The sequence below is a fragment of the Pseudomonas sp. B21128 genome (assembly GCF_044218865.1).
In the GTDB taxonomy this organism is placed as follows: Bacteria; Pseudomonadota; Gammaproteobacteria; order Pseudomonadales; family Pseudomonadaceae; genus Aquipseudomonas; species Aquipseudomonas iridis.
On the sequence record NZ_CP162590.1, the window covers coordinates 5,422,135 to 5,439,271 of the forward strand.

Genomic DNA, 17,137 nt, shown 5'->3' on the forward strand with positions numbered 1-17,137 from the left:
AGTTCTAATAATGAAAAAAGTAATGCTCAAAACCACCCTTAGCCTTGCCGTAACCTTGGCATCCACGCAGATTTTCGCCGCTGGCTTTGCCATCAACGAACACAGCATTAGCGGGATGGGGACTGGGTACGCCGGGCGATCTTCTTCTGCCGATGACGCAAGCACTGTTTATGGCAACCCTGCCGGCATGTCGCGCATCAAGCGCGAACAAATCACCGGCGGCGCTGCATTCCTCGACGCATCGACCGATATCAGCAATGCCAGCTCCAGCCCGAATGGCGGGAGCAACAAAGGCGACATGGTGCCCTTCACCGCCGTACCTATGGGCTACTACGTCAAGCCAATCGACGATCACTGGGCATTCGGTTTCGGCGTTTATGTGCCGTTCGGCCTGATCACCGACTACGAAAACAACTTCGCCGGCCGTTATTTCGGCAGCAAGTCGGAAGTGCAAGTCATCACCTTCCAGCCGACCATCAGCTACGCCTTCAACGACAAGGTGTCGATCGGTTTCGGCCCGACCATCAACCGCATCGACGGCAAGCTGGAATCCAACCTGTCAATCACCCCGGCCTTCCCCGACGGCAAGGTCAAGATCAAGGGTGACGACACCGCGCTGGGCTACAACATCGGTGTATTGGTACAAGCGACCGACTCCACCCGCGTGGGTCTGACTTACCACTCGAAAGTCGACTACAAGCTCGAAGGCGACACCAAGGTCAACTATGGCGTACTGGGCCTGGCCGGTCTGAGCTCCAGCCAGAAGTACGACGCGTCGCTGAAGATCACCACACCTGAGTCGGTGGATCTGTCCGTCACTCAAGCGATCAACGATCAGTGGACTGTTTACGCCGGTTCGACTTTTACCCGCTGGAGCCAGCTGGATAAAATCACCGTCGAGAACTCCGGCGTTCAGCCTGCACTGGCCGGTCAGTTCGGCGAAATCAACGAAGACCAGAACTGGCACGACTCCTGGGCGTACGCGATCGGTACTTCGTACCAGTTGAACAAGGAATGGGTGCTGCGCACCGGTCTGACCTTCGACCAGTCGCCGACCAACAACGTCGACCGTTCGCCACGCATCCCGACTGGCGACCGGACCATCTTCAGCGTCGGTGCCGGCTGGAGCCCGACCGAAGACCTGACCATCGACGTCGCCTATTCGTACCTGAAGGAAGAGTCGGTCAACGTTCGTAACGAAAACAATCGTGGCCAGACTTACAACGCCAAGTATGAAAACTCGGCAAACGGCTTCGGCGTCGGCGCTACCTACCGCTTCTGATGCTATCGGGCGGGGCTAACCCCTCGCCCACTGAAAAGCCCCGCTCTCTTTGCAGAAGGCGGGGCTTTTTTGTGCCTGCGTGTTTATCCTCTGATACACCACAACTCCCACAGTAAACCTGGATCAGGGAGTGCGCGGTTTTGAGGCAATGGCCTTCTCGATCGCCGCAATAAACTCCGGATCATCCGGTTTGGTCAGGCTGGAGAAGTTGGCGATCACCTTGCCTTGGCGATCCACTACATATTTGTAGAAATTCCACTTCGGCGCGCTGCTCTGAGCGGCCAGCACCTGGAACATATGCGTGGCATCATCGCCGCGGACTTTCTGCGGCTCGGTCATGGCAAACGTCACGCCGTAATTGGCGTAGCAGACCTTGGCGGTCTCGACGCTGTCCTTGGACTCCTGCTTGAAGTCATTGGAAGGCACGCCAAGCATTTCCAGCCCCTGCGCCTTGTAGCGCTGATTGAGCGCCTCAAGGCCTTCGAATTGCGGCGCAAAACCGCAGAAGCTGGCGGTGTTGATGACCACCAGCGGTTTGTCCGCGTACTGTTTGCACAGATCGATGGATTCCTTGGCACGCAACTTGGGCAGCGAGCCTTGCAACAATTCCGGACAGTCAGCGGCCTGGGCCAGGCCAGTCAACCCCATCAGCAACACGGGAACAGCACACCAGCGCATCAGCATGTCGAGCATCCTTGAGCAGTCATCAGCCTCCGAAGTTACTCGCCAAGCCCGCCTCTAGCAAATGCTCATGCCTAATTGCATCAAGGCCAGGCCGCCCTGATGCCAGCCCCACCACACCAGCGCCAAGAATGCAGCAGCCAGTGCGGTAATGACGATTCGTGGCCAGAAACGGCTCATGCGACGCTCGCGCGAGGTTGCAGACGTTCGACCGGACGCTCGCGCACCGGCCAGTTCAACGCCGCCGCCAGCAAACTCAGAAGCACCGCCACTTGCCAGATCAAGTCATAACTCCCGGTACGGTCATACACCACCCCGCCCAGCCAGCCGCCGAGGAACGAGCCGAGCTGATGGAACAGGAACACGATGCCTCCGAGCATGGACAGATTTCGCACGCCGAACAAGGTTGCCACCGTGCCATTGGTCAATGGCACCGTCGACAGCCACAGGAAGCCCATGGCCATGCCGAACAGATAAGCCGTCGTGGTCGTCACCGGCAACCACAGGAACAGCACGATCACCACCGCCCTCATCAGATACAGCGCCGTCAGCAAGCGCGGTTTGGACATACGTCCACCCAACCATCCGGCCGTGTACGTGCCAAAGATATTGAACAGCCCGATCAACGCCAGCACCGTAGTGCCGACGGTGGCCGGCAGATGTTGATCGACCAGATACGCGGGCAAATGCACGCCGATAAACACCACCTGAAACCCGCAGACGAAGAAACCGAGCGCCAACAGCCAGAATCCGGAATGCGAACAGGCTTCGCGAAGGGCTTCGGACAGCGTCTGCTCATGGCCCAGTACCGGCAGCGGCTTGTCCTTGAGCATGCTCACCAGCGGCACAATCATCGCCACCAACAGACCCAATACGAGCAATGCGGCCGACCAGCCGAGCCAACCAATCAGTCCGAGCGTGCCCGGCAACATGGCGAACTGCCCGAACGACCCGGCGGCACTGGCGATGCCCATGCCCATGCTGCGTTTCTCCGGCGGCACGGCCCGCCCGACCACGCCGAGGATCACCGAGAACGAAGTGCCGGACAGGCCGATACCGATCAGCAACCCAGCGCTCAATGACAACGTCATCGCCGAGTCGGACAAGCCCATGCACACCAGACCCACGGCGTAGAGCACACCGCCAACCAGCACCACTTTCGCCGCGCCGAAACGGTCGGCCAGCGCGCCGGTAAACGGCTGCGCCAGACCCCAGATCAAATTCTGCAAGGCAATGGCGAAGGCGAATACCTCACGCCCCCAGCCGAATTGCGCGCTCATCGGTGACAGGAACAGGCCAAAGCCGTGTCGCACGCCCAATGACAACGCCAGGATCAACGCACTTCCCAGCAACACCCAACCGCACGTACGCCACATCGATGTCATTATTATTCTCCAGTCGCGGGTATATACCCGCTTGAGTTCGAACAAACTGGCATCAAGCCAGTTCGTCGAGCAATTTCAGCAAGGTTTCACGCTTCTCCGCGCCCAGACGATCAATCAATCGCTGTTGCGCCGCTTCCCAGGCCGGCAAGGCTGCTGCCAGACGTTGCGCACCGGTTTCGGTGAGGCAGACGATGCGATTGCGCATGTCTTCACCCTCCGCCAGCGCCACCAGCCCTTCGCCTTCCAGCACCCGCAGATTGCGCCCGAGGGTGCTGCGATCCAGGCCCATGGCTTCGGCGAGTTCGGAGATGCTCGGCTGATCCAGACGCTGCAGATTGCACAGCAAAGAATACTGCGCAACGTTGATCCCGAAGCCGTCGAGGGCGCCGTCGTAATGCCTGCTGACGCCACGAGCGGCGCGACGCAGGTTGGTGCACAAACACTGAGAAGGAAGCATGATGCGTGTATATACCCGCGACTGTGTTAAATCAAGTTACATGCGGTTTTGCAGTAACATTTCCTGCGCCTGACGAGCCGCCATCGCTGGCAAGCCAGCTCCCAAAGGGTTTGCAGGTTTCACAAAATTTGCAAACACCCGCATCACTTGTGGGAGCTGGCTTGCCAGCGATAGGGCAAGTCCCGTCAGCGCTAATCTCTCAGACCAATGCCAAACCAACCAGCACCGCCATCTCAAGCAATTCCAGCAACGCCCCGGCCGTATCCCCGGTCGTCCCGCCCAACCGCCGCATCATCACATGCCGCAACCAGACAAACACGCCGACCGCTACCAGCAGCGCAATAATCGCCTGGAACCCCGCAATCGCTACACAGGCCAGCGCGCTGCCCGCAAGCACCCACCAACCCGCCCTGCGCGGCAGATGATCGGCCAGCGCCTGCCCCAACCCCCCTTTGCGCACGTAAGGCGTGGTCAAAAACAATCCCAGTAGCGCGGCGCGCCCAAGCAGCGGCGCGATGATCAGCACCAAACCTTGCTGCTGCTCGATCAGCGCCAGCAACGCAGCAAACTTGAGCAGCAACACGAGCACCAGCGTCACCACCGCAATCGGCCCGCTGCGCGGATCTTTCATGATCGTCAGCGTACGTTCGCGATCACCGAAACCGCCGAGCCAGGCATCGGCGCTGTCCGCCAGGCCATCAAGGTGCAATGCGCCGCTGAGCAATACCCAAATCGTCAACAGCACTGCCGCGTGCAACAGCAGCGGCGCGCCCGCCAATGCCAGGTTCAGCCCCCAAAGAATCACCCCGAACAGCAATCCCACCAGCGGATAGAACAGCAGCGAACGCCCCAGTTGTCCGGGCTCCGGCATCCCTGGCAGGCGAATCGGCAGACTGCTGAGAAATTGCACAGCGATCCACAGCGGCAACATGTCAGCGACCTTCCTTGAGCGAACCATCGGCTTCGACACTCAGCGAAAACAGCGCACCGTGCGCCACTTCGACGTTGAGCAATTGCTCACGCGGCAGGCCCCGTGCCTGCGCCAGCAGCAGGCGCATGACACCGCCATGACTGACCAACAACACGCGCTCGCCAGCGTACGCTGCTTGCAGCCGTGCGACGGCCGTCAATACGCGCGTAGAAAAATCGCTGACCGGCTCACCCTGCGGTGGCGTAAACGCATACGGATCGGCCCAGAACAGCCCTAACGCTTCGGCATCCGTCTCCATCAGCGCCGCCGCGCTCTGCCCCTCCCACGCGCCGAAATGCAGTTCTTGCAAATCCTTTTCCAGATGCACCGGCAGATTCAGCTGCTCGCCCAACTCGGCGGCAAACCGCGCGCAGCGTTGCAACGGCGAACTGACCAAGCGATCCCACGGCCCACCTTCGATCACCGCTTCGCGCATCTGCGCCCAACCCTTTTCGGTGAGCGCATCGTCGAGGCTGCCGCGCAAGCCACCGCCGAGTTCGGTTTCACCATGGCGCAGCAGATCAAGTCGCAAGGTCATACCGGACGATCCGCCACCGCCGCTTCCGCGAACGTTGCCATCTGCCCGTGCAGATCACACGCCAGACGCAACAACGGCACCGCCAACGCCGCACCACTGCCCTCGCCCAGGCGCAGACCCAGTTCGAGCAGCGGTTCGGCGCTCAGGGTTTCCAACACGTGACGATGGCCCGGCTCGGCCCCGCGATGGCCGAACAGCAGCCACTCGCGACAGGCCGGATTCAAACGCACCGCCACCAGCGCAGCGACGGTGCAGATAAAGCCGTCGACCAATACCGCGATACCTTCCTGCGCACAGGCCAGATACGCGCCGACCAGCGCGGCGATTTCGAAACCGCCCAGGTTGAACAGCGTCTGCAACACATCGCCACGCTGGGCCGCGTGCAGCGCCAGGGCGCGCTCGATCACTTGCGCTTTATGACTGACGCCTTCTGCATTCAGGCCAGTGCCGGGGCCGGTCAGATGGGCCACCGGACAGTCGAGCAAGGCACAGGCCAGGGCACTTGCCGCAGTGGTGTTGCCGATGCCCATTTCACCGCCGATGAACAGCTGAGTGCCGGCAGCTTTCGCCCGCAGCGCGCTGTCGCGACCAGCCTGTAACGCCAATTCGCCCTGGGCCTGAGTCATCGCTGCGCCCCTGGCGAAATTCGCCGTGCCCGGGCCGATGTTCAAGTGCCGCACGCCCGGCAGGTTCAGCGACGGCGTCACCGTGCCCAGATCCACCACTTCCAACTGCGCATTGAGTTGACGCGCGAGCACGCTGATCGCCGCGCCACCGCTGACGAAGTTGAGCAACATTTGCCCGGTGACTTCCTGCGGGAATGCCGACACGCCTTCAGCGACCACACCGTGGTCCCCGGCAAAAATCGCAATCCAGACCTGCGCAAGCGTCGGTTTGACCTGCCCTTGCAGGCCGGCCAGTTGCACCGCCACTGACTCAAGACGCCCCAGCGAACCGGCCGGCTTGGTCAGTTGCTGTTGCCGTGCCGCCGCTTGTTCAACGATATCGACCTGCACCGCTTTACACGGATTGAGCCACCAGGCTTGAGTCATAACGCAGGTCCTTTCAGAGTCAGGGGCAGGCCGGCGACGGTCAAGACGACACGCTGACAGCGCTCAGCCAGGGCTTGATGCAGCCAACCGGCTTCATCGACGTAGCGGCGAGTCAATTCGCCCAGCGGCACGACACCCATTCCGGTCTCGTTGCTGACAAAAATGATTTCGCCCGGCAGTGACGCCAGGCAGTCCAGCAGAGCTTCGCGTTCGGCGGCGAGACGAGTGGCGTCCTCGAGCATCAGCAGATTGGTCAGCCACAGCGTCAGGCAATCGACCAGCAGGCAGCGCTCGGCGCTGGCGTTTTCACGCAAGATGCGAGCGAGTTGTAGCGGTTCTTCGATGAGTGCCCACTCGACGGGACGGCGCGCGCGGTGATGGGCGACACGCTCGCTCATTTCACCGTCCAGTGGCTGGCTGGTGGCGATGTAGGTGACGGCCAGCGCGCTGTCAGTCGCGAGTTTTTCGGCGAGGCGACTTTTGCCGGAGCGGGCGCCGCCGAGGATCAGTTGAAGCATGGGGACATCCTGAAAATTATCTGTTGAGGCAACCGGCCCCATCGCTGGCAAGCCAGCTCCCACAGTGATCGCGGTAGCCGGATCACCTCAGCCCCCTGTGGGACCTGGCTTGCCAGCGATGGGGCCATGACATTCACCCTGGATCCCACAGAGCTGACGCAACAACCCGGTATCCAGATGCTTCTCCACCAGATCGGCCAAACGCTCGATATCGCGCTCACGCAACTCGTGGTAATCCACCGTTTGCACATCGCTCAACCCGGCCCAGCGCAGCAACGCCGAACTGGCTGCCGGCGATTCGAACAAGCCATGCAGATAAGTGCCCAACACCTGACCGTCAGCACTCTGCGCACCGTCACAACGACCGTCCTCCAGCCGCACCGCCGCGTTTTCCAGCGCCGGCCCGGTGGTCACGCCAGCATGAATTTCGTAGCCGCTGACTTCGGCATCTTCCAGCGCCAGACGACCGCGCACATTGCGCAATTGCTTGTCGGCTTCGAGCTGCGTTTCGAAGGCCAGCAAACCCAAACCGGCACTGGAACCGGGCGCGCCCTCAAGACCCAACGGATCGTGCACGTGCTCGCCGAGCATTTGCAGACCGCCACAGATACCGAGCACTTTGCCGCCGTAACGCAAATGGCGACTGATCGCTGTGTCCCAACCATTGGCTCGCAGATACGCCAGGTCACTGCGTACACTTTTCGAGCCCGGCAGAATGATCAGATCGGCCGACGGAATCGCCTGTCCCGGGCCGACGAAATGCAGATCGACCTGTGGATGCAAACGCAGCGGATCAAAATCGGTGTGGTTGCTGATGCGCGGCAGCACCGGTACCACGACTTTCAGTACGTGTTCGGCCTTGTCGGTCTGGCGCTGATCGATGCCGTCCTCGGCCTCAAGATGCAGGTCCATTACGTAAGGGAGCACGCCGACCACCGGTTTGCCGGTGCGCTGTTCCAGCCAGTCGAGGCCCGATTGCAGCAACGCGATGTCGCCGCGAAAACGGTTGATGATGAAGCCTTTGACCCGCGCCTGTTCGCTCGGCGACAGCAACTCCAGCGTGCCGACCAAATGGGCAAAAACGCCGCCGCGATTGATGTCGGCAATCAGCAGCACCGGGCAATCCACCGCCTCGGCAAAGCCCATGTTGGCAATGTCGCCAGCGCGCAGGTTAATTTCCGCCGGCGAGCCTGCGCCTTCGACCATCACCAACGGATACGCGGCGCTGAGGCGATCGTGGGAGGCCAGCACGGCTTGCATCGCGATGGCTTTGTAGTCGTGATAGGCGACGGCGTTCATGCTGGTGACGGCGCGGCCATGGATGATCACTTGCGCGCCGGTGTCGCTGTTCGGCTTGAGCAGCACCGGGTTCATGTCGGTGTGTGGTTCAAGATTCGCCGCTTGCGCCTGCACCGCTTGCGCGCGACCGATCTCGCCGCCATCAGCCGTCACCGCGCTGTTGAGCGCCATGTTCTGCGGTTTGAACGGCACCACCGCTACACCCTGACGGGTGGCCCAGCGGCAGAGTGCCGTCACCAGTGTGCTTTTACCGGCGTCGGACGTGGTGCCCTGCACCATCAGGGTGGTCATTGGGTTTCCTTGGCGAACGCTTGCAACGCTTGTTCGAGGCGCGCCTCTTGAGCGGTATCGGCAGGGAGGCCGAAACGCAAGCTGCTGTTGTGTGTGAAGAGGCGCAGGAGGATGCCGCGTCGGGCCATGAATTCGTGCAGTGCTTGCGCCTGATCGGTGATCAACCATTGAAACAGTGCGCAACCGCCCTGGGGCTTGAAGCCGTATCGCGCCAGCAACGCGGCCAGTCGCGCACTCGCCTCATCGCTGCGTATCCGCTGGCGTGCATGACCTTCGGTGTCCTGCAAACAGACCTGGGCGAGCACCCGGGTCGGCCCGCTGATCGCCCACGGCCCGACCTGTTCGGCGAGCAGCTTGAGCAATTTGCGCTCGGCCAGCACAAAGCCCAGTCGCACCCCGGCCAGACCGAAGAACTTGCCAAACGAACGCAATACGACCAGGCCCACCAAATGCGTGTGCGCGGCCAGACTCAATGGTGGCGTGTTGTCCATGAACGCTTCATCGACCACCAGCCAGCCACCGCGCTGCGCGAGCCGCGCATGCCAGTCGAGCAAGCGCGCCGGGGTCAGGCTCAGGCCGGTGGGATTGTTCGGGTTGACCACCACCAGTACGTCGAGGTTGTCGATAAAGAACTCGACTTCCTGCTCCAGCACTTCGCGCACGATGTAACCGCTGCGGCGCCACGCCTCGGCATGCTCGGCATAACACGGCGACAACACGCCGACCTTGCCGGCCCGGCGCAAGCGCGGCAGCAACTGAATGGCCATTTGCGAACCGGCCACCGGCAACACCTGCGCCGCACCGTAGTAATCACACGCTGCCTGCTCCAGACCATCGTCGGTTTCCGGCAAGCGTGCCCAGGCGCGCAGCGGAATATCCGGGATCGGGAACGGCCATGGCGCCAGACCGCTGGAAAGATCCAGCCAATCAGCCTCGGCGATGCCGTGATCGAGTGAAGCCTTGCGCAGTCGGCCACCGTGCTCAAGCATAGAATTCAGCTCCCACGCAAAGAATCAGCAGCCATAACCATACCCCGCGCTGGACCAATTGCCAGCCACGGTCGATGGAATCGGCATCGGCAGGTGTGCCCTCGCCGAGTTGCGGACGTTCATGCAATTCGCCGTGATAGATTGCCGGGCCGCCCAGCTCCACGCCCAGCGCGCCCGCGCCTGCCGCCATTACCGGGCCGGCGTTGGGGCTGTCCCATTTTGGCGCCTGTGTACGCCAGCACTTCAGGGCCAGTCGGGTTTTGCCCAGCAGCGCGTAGGTCAACGCCACGAGACGCGCGGGAATGTAGTTGAGGACGTCGTCGATTTTTGCCGCACACCAGCCAAATCGTTCGAAACGTTCGTTGCGATAACCCCACATCGCATCAAGCGTATTGCTCAAGCGATAGAGCACCACGCCCGGCGCGCCGGCCACGGCAAACCAGAACAATGCGGCAAACACCGCATCGCTGCCATTCTCCAGCACCGATTCGGTGGCAGCACGGGCGACGGCGGTGCTGTCGAGTTCGCTGGTCTGGCGGCTGACCAGATAGCCGACACGCTTGCGCGCCTCATCCAGATCATCGGCGCGCAACGCCTTGGCCACCGGCTCGACGTGCTCGCCGAGGCTGCGCATGCCGAGGGCGCAATACAGCGCGAGTATCTCGACGATCCAGCCAACATAAGGCGCCCAGGAAAACGCGGTGGCGAGCAACGTCAGCGGTAGCACCGCGATCACCCACGCGGTGACGCCATGACTGCGCCAGCCACGGCCACCGGCGTTGAAACGTTGCTCGATGCGCCCGGCAAAGTTGCCGAACGCCACCAGCGGATGCCAGCGTTTCGGTTCACCCAGCAGCGCATCCAGCGCCACGGCGGCGACACTCAACAACGCCACACTCATTGATTCACTCCCCAATAATTTTCATACAGCAACTCATTGAGCGGACGCGCCTGCGCCCACCCCTCAAGCACCAGCATCGGCGCCGGATAGAATTCCTTGACCGGGCCCAGGCACAACACCGCGAGTGGCTTGGCACCTTCCGGCAGTTTCAACAGATCGGCCAGCGCCTGTGGCTCGAACAGCGAGACCCAGCCCATGCCCAGACCTTCGGCGCGGGACGCCAGCCACAGGTTCTGGATCGCACAGGACAGTGACGCCATGTCCATTTCCGGCAGCGTGCGGCGACCGAAGATGTGTTTCTCGCGATCGTCCATCAACGCGGCGACCAGCACTTCCGCGCAATCATTGATGCCTTCGACCTTGAGTGTCATGAACTCATCGCTGCGCTCGCCGAGGGCCTCGGCGGTGCGGACACGTTCTTCTTCCACCAGGTTCTGGATCTGCCCGCGCAGGGCTCGGTCGCTGATGCGAATGAAGCGCCACGGCTGCATCAGGCCGACGCTCGGGGCCTGATGCGCGGCTTCGAGCAGTCGGCGCAGCAGCTCGGGCGCGACGCTGCCACCGGTGAAGTGGCGCATGTCACGGCGCTCGGCGATGGCTTTGTAGACCGCTGCGCGTTCGGCTTCGGAGAATGCGTTGTCTGTCATGGCCCTTTCGCGAGCAAGCTCGCTCCCACAGCGGATAGCATTGCTTCAGTCACCACCGTTTCAACTGTGGGAGCGAGCTTGCTCGCGAAGGCGGCCGCAAGGTCAGGCGCAAACAGTGCTGCGATCGCCGCAGGATTCGACGGAAAGTAGAAGTGCACATAAGAAGCGGTCATTCGCCCATCGCGATAAACCGCCTCCGCCCCACGCCCACCATTCGGGCTAAGGCCGCGAGCAATCGGGGTCAATTCAGTCGTCGTCAGGGAGTGATGATACGTGTGCCCACGCAGCGAGCCCTCAGGCAGGTCAACCGCTTGCAGCGCCAATGCGGCCAGACGTTTTTGCATCACCGCATCGCCGCTCAGCAAACCGACCAGTTCGGCGCGCACGCCTTCCACATCAGTCAGCGAATCAAGCAGATAAAGCATGCCGCCACACTCGGCCAGCAAGGGTTTGCCCGCCGCATGGTGCGCGCGGATCGCGTCGAGCATCGCGGTGTTCCGCGACAACGCCACATGGTGCAATTCCGGATAGCCGCCCGGCAGATACAGACTGTCCGCCTCGGGTAATTGCGTGTCGCGGATCGGCGAGAAGAAACTCAACTCGGCGCCCATCGCCCGTAGCAAATCGAGGCTGGCGCCGTAGGTGAAGGCAAACGCCTCATCATGGGCGATCGCGATTCGCACACCTTGCAGTAGCGGTTCAGCAACGATCACTTCCGGCGCCGCGAATTCCACGGCCGGTGGCAGCGCTACCTCGCAACTGCTGGCGAGCGCTTCGGCGGCGGCGTCGAGACGAACATCCAGGTCATTCAGCTCGCTGGCCTGCACCAGCCCCAGATGACGGCTCGGCAATTCGATCCCGGTCTCGCGGGACAGCGCGCCGTACCAACGCAAACCCTCGGTGAGGCTGCCTTCAAGCAGTTGCGCATGACGCAACGTACCCACGCGATTGGCCAGCACGCCCGCAAACGGCAAGTCCGGCTGATAACGCGCAAGCCCCAGCGCCAATGCGCCAAAGGTCTGCGCCATCGCGGTGCCGTCGATCACGCCGAGTACCGGCACGCCGAAATGCCGCGCCAGATCAGCGCTCGATGGTGTGCCGTCAAACAGTCCCATCACGCCTTCGATCAAAATCAGATCAGCTTCGGCGGCGGCTTCCCACAACAGGCGACGACTTTCCTGCTCGCCGACCATCCACATATCGAGTTGATAAACCGGCGCACCGCTGGCGCGCTCGAGGATCATCGGGTCGAGGAAGTCCGGGCCGCACTTGAACACGCGCACCTTGCGCCCCTGATTGCGATGCAAACGAGCGAGCGCGGCAGTAACGGTGGTCTTGCCCTGACCGGAGGCCGGCGCGGCAATCAATACCGCCGGGCAGTGACGTGGCTGATTCAAAGTTCGACGCCCTTCTGCGCTTTGATGCCAGCCTGAAAGGCGTGTTTGAGCATGCCCATTTCGGTGACCGTGTCGCCCATCTCGATCATTTCCGGCTTCGCCCCGCGACCGGTGACGATCACATGCTGCATCGGCGGACGCGCCTGCAAATCGCTCAGCACCTGATCGAGATCGAGGTAGCCGTGCTTGAGAGCGATGTTCAATTCATCGAGCACCACCAGACCGATCGACGGATCACGCAGCAACTCGCGCGACACCGCCCACGCAGCCTCGGCGGCGGCGATGTCGCGTTGGCGATCCTGAGTCTCCCAGGTGAAGCCCTCGCCCATCACGTGAAAACGCACCTGCTCGGGAAAGCGGCGGAAGAACAGCTCTTCACCGGTGCTGTTGCGACCCTTGATGAACTGCACCACGCCGCACTGCATGCCGTGGCCCATCGCGCGGGCGAGCATGCCGAACGCCGAGCTGCTTTTGCCTTTGCCGTTGCCGGTCAGCACCAGCACCAGGCCACACTCGTCGGGCGAGTTGGCGATGCGTTCATCGATCACGGCTTTTTTGCGCTGCATACGCGCCAGGTGGCGTTCGTCACGCTCGGGGGAATCAGTCATGGGGGAGCTCTCCGTTGAGGCTGGATAACGGCGGGCAGGCACAAGAATAGACGGCAAAAAGCCTGGCATCGCCCACCGTGATGCCGCTGGATGGATCAGGCCGGTCTCCGGGCTCATGAGCGGCGTTCGCCTGACTGCGCGCCTTCCCGCCGTTAAGCAGTGGCACAAGACGCAGTTTTCACTCATTTACCGTTGCGGGGGCAGCGCCGGGATCGTGGTTGTGCTTCGCGTGAAAACAACCCTCACCGGCTTCCCTGTTTCACTCTGTCGACGCAGGTCACAGAGCACCTGAAACAAGCCGCGAAGGTTAGAGGGTTGGGGGTGGAGCGTCAATTAAAGAGGGGGTCATCGGGCGAATAACTGCCGGCGATCAATTATCCGACGCCAATCTTGTGCCACGCCAAAACAAATGATATCAAAGAGCCATGCTTTTACCGCAAAGCACACCACAACAATAAGGATGATTACGATGCAAGGCATGATCATCAGCAATCCGCGCCTGGAATTCCTGCGCCCGGTGCTAGAACGCTGGTTTGACTGTATCGACCGCTACAACGCCGTGCGCGGCGACAGCGACACGCCCTACTGGCATGACGAGAAAGCCAATCTCGGATTGCTCTGTGCGGCCGCCTGGATGGCGGAGTTGGTGACGTTGCGAGACACCGCCACTCGCAAGCAGAACGAGGAAGGCGAGCGCAACGCCCGCGCCGATCTGTTCCTGGCGGGTGCCGAAGACCGCGCATTTATCCAGGCCACGCAACGCTGGCCACGCGTCAACAACCTCAACCTGACTCAGCCCCTGCTGGATATCACCCACGACGCCAAACGCCTCAGCTACGCCAGCGACCTCAAACTCGGTTGCCTGTTTGTCGCCCCGCAAAAAGCCCAGCACAGCGCCAGCCCGGAAGAATTGCAGGACATGGTCGACGACCTGCAAAAGGAACACACCTGCGCCGTCGCCTGGTATTTCCCCTACGCCTATCGCAAATTGCGCAATGAGGCCGGTAACTATCACCCGGGCATTGCCTTGCTGTTCAAAGAGGCCCGCGGCTGAGCAGTTGAACCATCGGGCTTGTGCGATCCTCTATGACTAGGAATGCATTCATAGGGAAGATCAGCAATGCGCAAGCCCCAACTCGTTTTCGTCATCGCCCTCGCCGGAGGGCTCGCCGCCTGTGGTGAATCGTCCAGCCTGCAGGTCATCGACGGCACCGGCCCGTCACCGAAACTGCCCGAACCGAACAAAACCCTGATCCCGACGGTGAATATCGCCCCGGCGGTCGGCTGGCCCGCGGGCGGCAAACCGACCGCTGCGGCAGGCACACAAGTCGCCGCGTTTGCCGAAGGTCTCGATCATCCGCGCTGGCTCTATGTGTTGCCCAATGGCGATGTGCTGGTCGCAGAAACCAATGCACCGCCCAAACCTGATGACAGCAAAGGCGTGCGCGGCTGGGTCATGGAAAAAGTCATGGGCAAGGCCGGCGCCGGCGTACCAAGCCCCAATCGCATAACCCTGCTGCGCGATGCCGACCACGACGGCGTGGCTGAAACGCGCACGGTATTCCTGCAGAATCTCAATTCACCGTTCGGCATGACGCTGGTGGGCAACGACCTGTACGTCGCCGACACCGATCGCCTGTTGCGCTTCAACTACGAACCCGGCGCAACCGAAATCAAGACGCAGCCGATCAAGGTGGTCGATCTGCCTGGCGGCACGCTCAACCATCACTGGACCAAGAACGTCATCGCCAGCAAGGACGGCAGCAAACTGTACGTCACGGTCGGCTCGAACAGTAACGTCGGCGAAAACGGTCTGGATAAAGAGGAAGGCCGCGCCGCAATCTGGGAAGTGGACCGCGCAACCGGCAATCACCGCATCTTCGCCTCGGGCATCCGCAACCCCAACGGCCTCGCGTGGGAGCCCACCAGTGGCGCGTTGTGGACCGCGGTCAACGAGCGCGACGAAATCGGCAGCGACCTGGTGCCGGACTACATCACTTCGGTGAAGGACGGTGGCTTCTATGGTTGGCCGTTCAGCTATTACGGCCAGCATGTCGATGTACGCGTCGAGCCGCAGAATCCCGACCTGGTCGCCAAAGCCATTGCGCCGGACTACGCCGTTGGCCCGCACACCGCTTCGCTGGGTCTGACGTTCGCGGAGGGCAACAAGCTGCCAGCGCAGTTCAAGGAAGGCGCATTCATCGGCCAGCACGGGTCTTGGAACCGCAAGCCGCACAGTGGTTATAAAGTGATTTTCGTACCGTTCGCGGCGGGCAAACCAACAGGCCAGCCGGTGGATGTGCTGAGCGGTTTTCTCGACAAGGACGAGAACGCACTGGGTCGCCCGGTGGGCGTAGTGATCGACCAGCAAGGTGGCTTGCTGGTGGCTGATGATGTGGGGAACAAAGTGTGGCGGGTGTCTTCCGCTAAATAACCTGACCTGAATACAAAACAAATGTGGGAGCGAGCTTGCTCGCGAATGCGGTGGATCAGTCGACATTCAAATTGACTGACCCTCCCTCTTCGCGAGCAAGCTCGCCCCCACAATGTTGTTGAAACTCCAGCTACGGGTTATGCGCCAGATGTTCCGGCTGCAACACCCGCTTGGCACTCAGATAAGCCTTCTGCCAATACGCCTTCGACAGGCTGTCGAGCTTCACCGTGCCGCCGGTTGCCGGCGCATGTACGAAGCGCCCTTCCCCGACATAAATTCCCGCATGACTGACCTGCGAACCGCCATTGGTGGCGAAGAAGATCAGATCGCCTGTCTGCAAACCTTCCTTACCCACATTCGGCGCCTGCATGACGATCAGGTCGCGCGTGGTTCTTGGCAGCAAAATACCCGCGGCATCACGGTAAACAAAACCGATCAGCCCACTGCAATCAAATCCCGAGTCCGGTGTATTGCCGCCCCAGCGATAAGGCGTACCCACCAGACCGAGCGCGCGAAACAGTACGTCTTCAGCAGCGGGCGAGAATGATTGCGAGGGGCCGAATACCACTGGAGCGCGTACCACGGGTGCTGGTGGCGGCGTACGGCTGGCGCAGGCGCTGAGCAGCGCTGCGAAAACGATCAATGTGAGGCGGGCCGACATGGTCATAAGCAGAACATCCTGATCTGGCTGCGGCTTTTTCTGCCGGAGGGACAGAAAACAAAACCGCCTGCGTCAGCACGCAGGCGGTTTGCCATCAATATAGATTCAGGATTCTAGCGGCTACGCGGCAAACTTCAAGTAAGACTTTAACTTCACCTTGTAAAGTCTAGGTCTACTCCGTTGCCAGGAGCCTAATTGCCGCTGCGAACGCCGCGGCATCGGGGAATTACTTGCGAGCAGTGACGACGGTCGGAGCGTTAGCCAGAGCGCGTTTCGCTTCGATGAAGGTCTTGCTCCAGTAGCTGTCACCCAGGCTGTCGATGCGAACACCGCCACTGCGACGACTGCTGGAGTGAATGAACTGGTTGTCACCCAGGTAGATCCCGGCGTGACTGACGCGGCCGCGACGACCATTGGTGGCGAAGAACAGCAGATCGCCCGGCTCAAGGTTTTTGCGCGACACCAGCGGTGCATCCACGTTGATCATTTCGCGGGTTGAGCGCGGCAGGTTCATACCAGCTTCTTCGCGGAACAGGTAGCCGATGAAACCACTGCAATCGAAACCGGCTTCAGAGGTTCCGCCGAAACGGTAACGGGTACCGATCAGGGACATGCCGCGTTCGAGGATACTGTCGGCCAGAACTGGCAGCTGGTAAGGCTTGTTGCCGTTGAAATCCGACAGTTCTTTTTCGGTGTCCAGCTCTTCCTGGTAAATAACGGAAGACTGGGCGGTGACGGAATTCTTGACCTGTTGAGGCTGCTCTTGAACTGGAGAATGAGCAGCGCAACCGTATAACAGGGTGACGAGTGCGAGAGGCACGAGGGGTGCGAAGCGCTTTAGCATGGGCACGACCGTGGCTGATAGTTGTAAAGAAGGCGAGACTATGCCCGCTATCAACCTCATTTGCAAATTCAATCGATCTTTTTGTGACTTCTCGGTTTCTCGTTTACATCTAAGCGCTTAAGCCCGTTTGAACCGATACGCGCTCTGCACACCGTGCAGAAAAGCGGATTTTCTGGCGCCTGA

At 61.2% G+C, this 17,137-nt stretch carries 19 protein-coding genes and 1 riboswitch; of the genes, 3 read left to right on the forward strand and 16 right to left on the reverse strand.

Annotated elements, in window-relative coordinates:
* The first annotated feature begins 10 nt into the window (after nt 1-10).
* Nucleotides 11-1,282 (forward strand): OmpP1/FadL family transporter, encoded by a 1,272-nt coding sequence (locus tag AB4P91_RS24425; RefSeq protein WP_042558327.1) that lies wholly within the window; start codon nt 11-13, stop codon nt 1,280-1,282.
* Nucleotides 1,283-1,405: 123 nt separating this feature from the next.
* Here the strand turns inward: AB4P91_RS24425 and AB4P91_RS24430 are convergent, their stop codons facing one another.
* From AB4P91_RS24430 to cobO, 14 genes are all read right to left on the reverse strand, one after another.
* The gene (locus tag AB4P91_RS24430) at nt 1,406-1,966 is read right to left on the reverse strand and encodes a glutathione peroxidase (RefSeq protein ID WP_150596994.1); all 561 of its coding nucleotides are present in this window, start codon (nt 1,964-1,966) and stop codon (nt 1,406-1,408) included.
* A gap of 54 nt (nt 1,967-2,020) precedes the next feature.
* Nucleotides 2,021-2,143, reverse strand: coding sequence for a hypothetical protein (locus tag AB4P91_RS24435; protein ID WP_263596662.1), 123 nt, complete (start codon nt 2,141-2,143; stop codon nt 2,021-2,023).
* Nucleotides 2,140-3,348 (reverse strand): MFS transporter, encoded by a 1,209-nt coding sequence (locus AB4P91_RS24440; RefSeq protein WP_395603881.1) that lies wholly within the window; start codon nt 3,346-3,348, stop codon nt 2,140-2,142. Before AB4P91_RS24440 ends, AB4P91_RS24435 begins: the two co-directional genes overlap by 4 nt.
* Nucleotides 3,349-3,400: 52 nt before the next feature.
* A complete protein-coding gene (locus AB4P91_RS24445; RefSeq protein WP_042558324.1) occupies nt 3,401-3,805 on the reverse strand; it encodes a MarR family winged helix-turn-helix transcriptional regulator in 405 nt (134 codons plus the stop codon).
* Nucleotides 3,806-4,004: 199 nt separating this feature from the next.
* A complete protein-coding gene (locus tag AB4P91_RS24450; protein WP_395603882.1) occupies nt 4,005-4,736 on the reverse strand; it encodes an adenosylcobinamide-GDP ribazoletransferase in 732 nt (243 codons plus the stop codon).
* Nucleotide 4,737: 1 nt separating this feature from the next.
* Nucleotides 4,738-5,313 carry an alpha-ribazole phosphatase family protein gene (gene cobC, locus AB4P91_RS24455; RefSeq protein WP_395603883.1) on the reverse strand — a complete coding sequence of 192 codons (576 nt, stop codon included), beginning with the start codon at nt 5,311-5,313 and terminating at the stop codon, nt 4,738-4,740.
* On the reverse strand, nt 5,310-6,365 hold the full coding sequence (cobT, locus tag AB4P91_RS24460) for a nicotinate-nucleotide--dimethylbenzimidazole phosphoribosyltransferase (RefSeq protein WP_395603884.1): 1,056 nt from the start codon (nt 6,363-6,365) through the stop codon (nt 5,310-5,312). The genes cobC and cobT overlap by 4 nt, the downstream gene beginning before the upstream one ends.
* Nucleotides 6,362-6,883: a bifunctional adenosylcobinamide kinase/adenosylcobinamide-phosphate guanylyltransferase gene (cobU, locus tag AB4P91_RS24465; protein ID WP_042558320.1), complete on the reverse strand. Its 522-nt coding sequence runs from the start codon at nt 6,881-6,883 to the stop codon at nt 6,362-6,364. The genes cobT and cobU overlap by 4 nt, the downstream gene beginning before the upstream one ends.
* A gap of 87 nt (nt 6,884-6,970) precedes the next feature.
* Complete coding sequence (locus tag AB4P91_RS24470) at nt 6,971-8,473, reverse strand: cobyric acid synthase (RefSeq protein ID WP_395603885.1); 1,503 nt, start codon at nt 8,471-8,473, stop codon at nt 6,971-6,973.
* The gene (gene cobD / locus AB4P91_RS24475) at nt 8,470-9,462 is read right to left on the reverse strand and encodes a threonine-phosphate decarboxylase CobD (RefSeq protein WP_395603886.1); all 993 of its coding nucleotides are present in this window, start codon (nt 9,460-9,462) and stop codon (nt 8,470-8,472) included. The genes AB4P91_RS24470 and cobD overlap by 4 nt, the downstream gene beginning before the upstream one ends.
* On the reverse strand, nt 9,455-10,363 hold the full coding sequence (cbiB, locus tag AB4P91_RS24480; protein WP_042558317.1) for an adenosylcobinamide-phosphate synthase CbiB: 909 nt from the start codon (nt 10,361-10,363) through the stop codon (nt 9,455-9,457). The genes cobD and cbiB overlap by 8 nt, the downstream gene beginning before the upstream one ends.
* Complete coding sequence (gene bluB / locus AB4P91_RS24485) at nt 10,360-11,010, reverse strand: 5,6-dimethylbenzimidazole synthase (protein WP_395603887.1); 651 nt, start codon at nt 11,008-11,010, stop codon at nt 10,360-10,362. The genes cbiB and bluB overlap by 4 nt, the downstream gene beginning before the upstream one ends.
* Entirely contained in the window at nt 11,007-12,407 is a 1,401-nt protein-coding gene (locus AB4P91_RS24490) for a cobyrinate a,c-diamide synthase (protein WP_395603888.1), read from the reverse strand. Before AB4P91_RS24490 ends, bluB begins: the two co-directional genes overlap by 4 nt.
* Nucleotides 12,404-13,015 carry a cob(I)yrinic acid a,c-diamide adenosyltransferase gene (gene cobO / locus AB4P91_RS24495; protein ID WP_047300314.1) on the reverse strand — a complete coding sequence of 204 codons (612 nt, stop codon included), beginning with the start codon at nt 13,013-13,015 and terminating at the stop codon, nt 12,404-12,406. The genes AB4P91_RS24490 and cobO overlap by 4 nt, the downstream gene beginning before the upstream one ends.
* An 80-nt stretch (nt 13,016-13,095) precedes the next feature.
* A riboswitch (cobalamin riboswitch) is annotated at nt 13,096-13,322 on the reverse strand.
* Between the two features lie 162 nt (nt 13,323-13,484).
* Here cobO and AB4P91_RS24500 point away from each other — a divergent pair.
* Complete coding sequence (locus AB4P91_RS24500) at nt 13,485-14,069, forward strand: hypothetical protein (protein WP_115148241.1); 585 nt, start codon at nt 13,485-13,487, stop codon at nt 14,067-14,069.
* Between the two features lie 66 nt (nt 14,070-14,135).
* Nucleotides 14,136-15,449, forward strand: coding sequence for a PQQ-dependent sugar dehydrogenase (locus tag AB4P91_RS24505; RefSeq protein WP_395603889.1), 1,314 nt, complete (start codon nt 14,136-14,138; stop codon nt 15,447-15,449).
* A 130-nt stretch (nt 15,450-15,579) separates the two neighbouring features.
* Here AB4P91_RS24505 and AB4P91_RS24510 read toward each other — a convergent pair whose 3' ends face one another.
* Both AB4P91_RS24510 and AB4P91_RS24515 read right to left on the reverse strand, forming a co-directional pair.
* On the reverse strand, nt 15,580-16,116 hold the full coding sequence (locus tag AB4P91_RS24510) for a C40 family peptidase (protein WP_150594193.1): 537 nt from the start codon (nt 16,114-16,116) through the stop codon (nt 15,580-15,582).
* Between the two features lie 220 nt (nt 16,117-16,336).
* Nucleotides 16,337-16,954 carry a C40 family peptidase gene (locus tag AB4P91_RS24515; protein WP_042558311.1) on the reverse strand — a complete coding sequence of 206 codons (618 nt, stop codon included), beginning with the start codon at nt 16,952-16,954 and terminating at the stop codon, nt 16,337-16,339.
* Between the last annotated feature and the right edge of the window lie 183 nt (nt 16,955-17,137).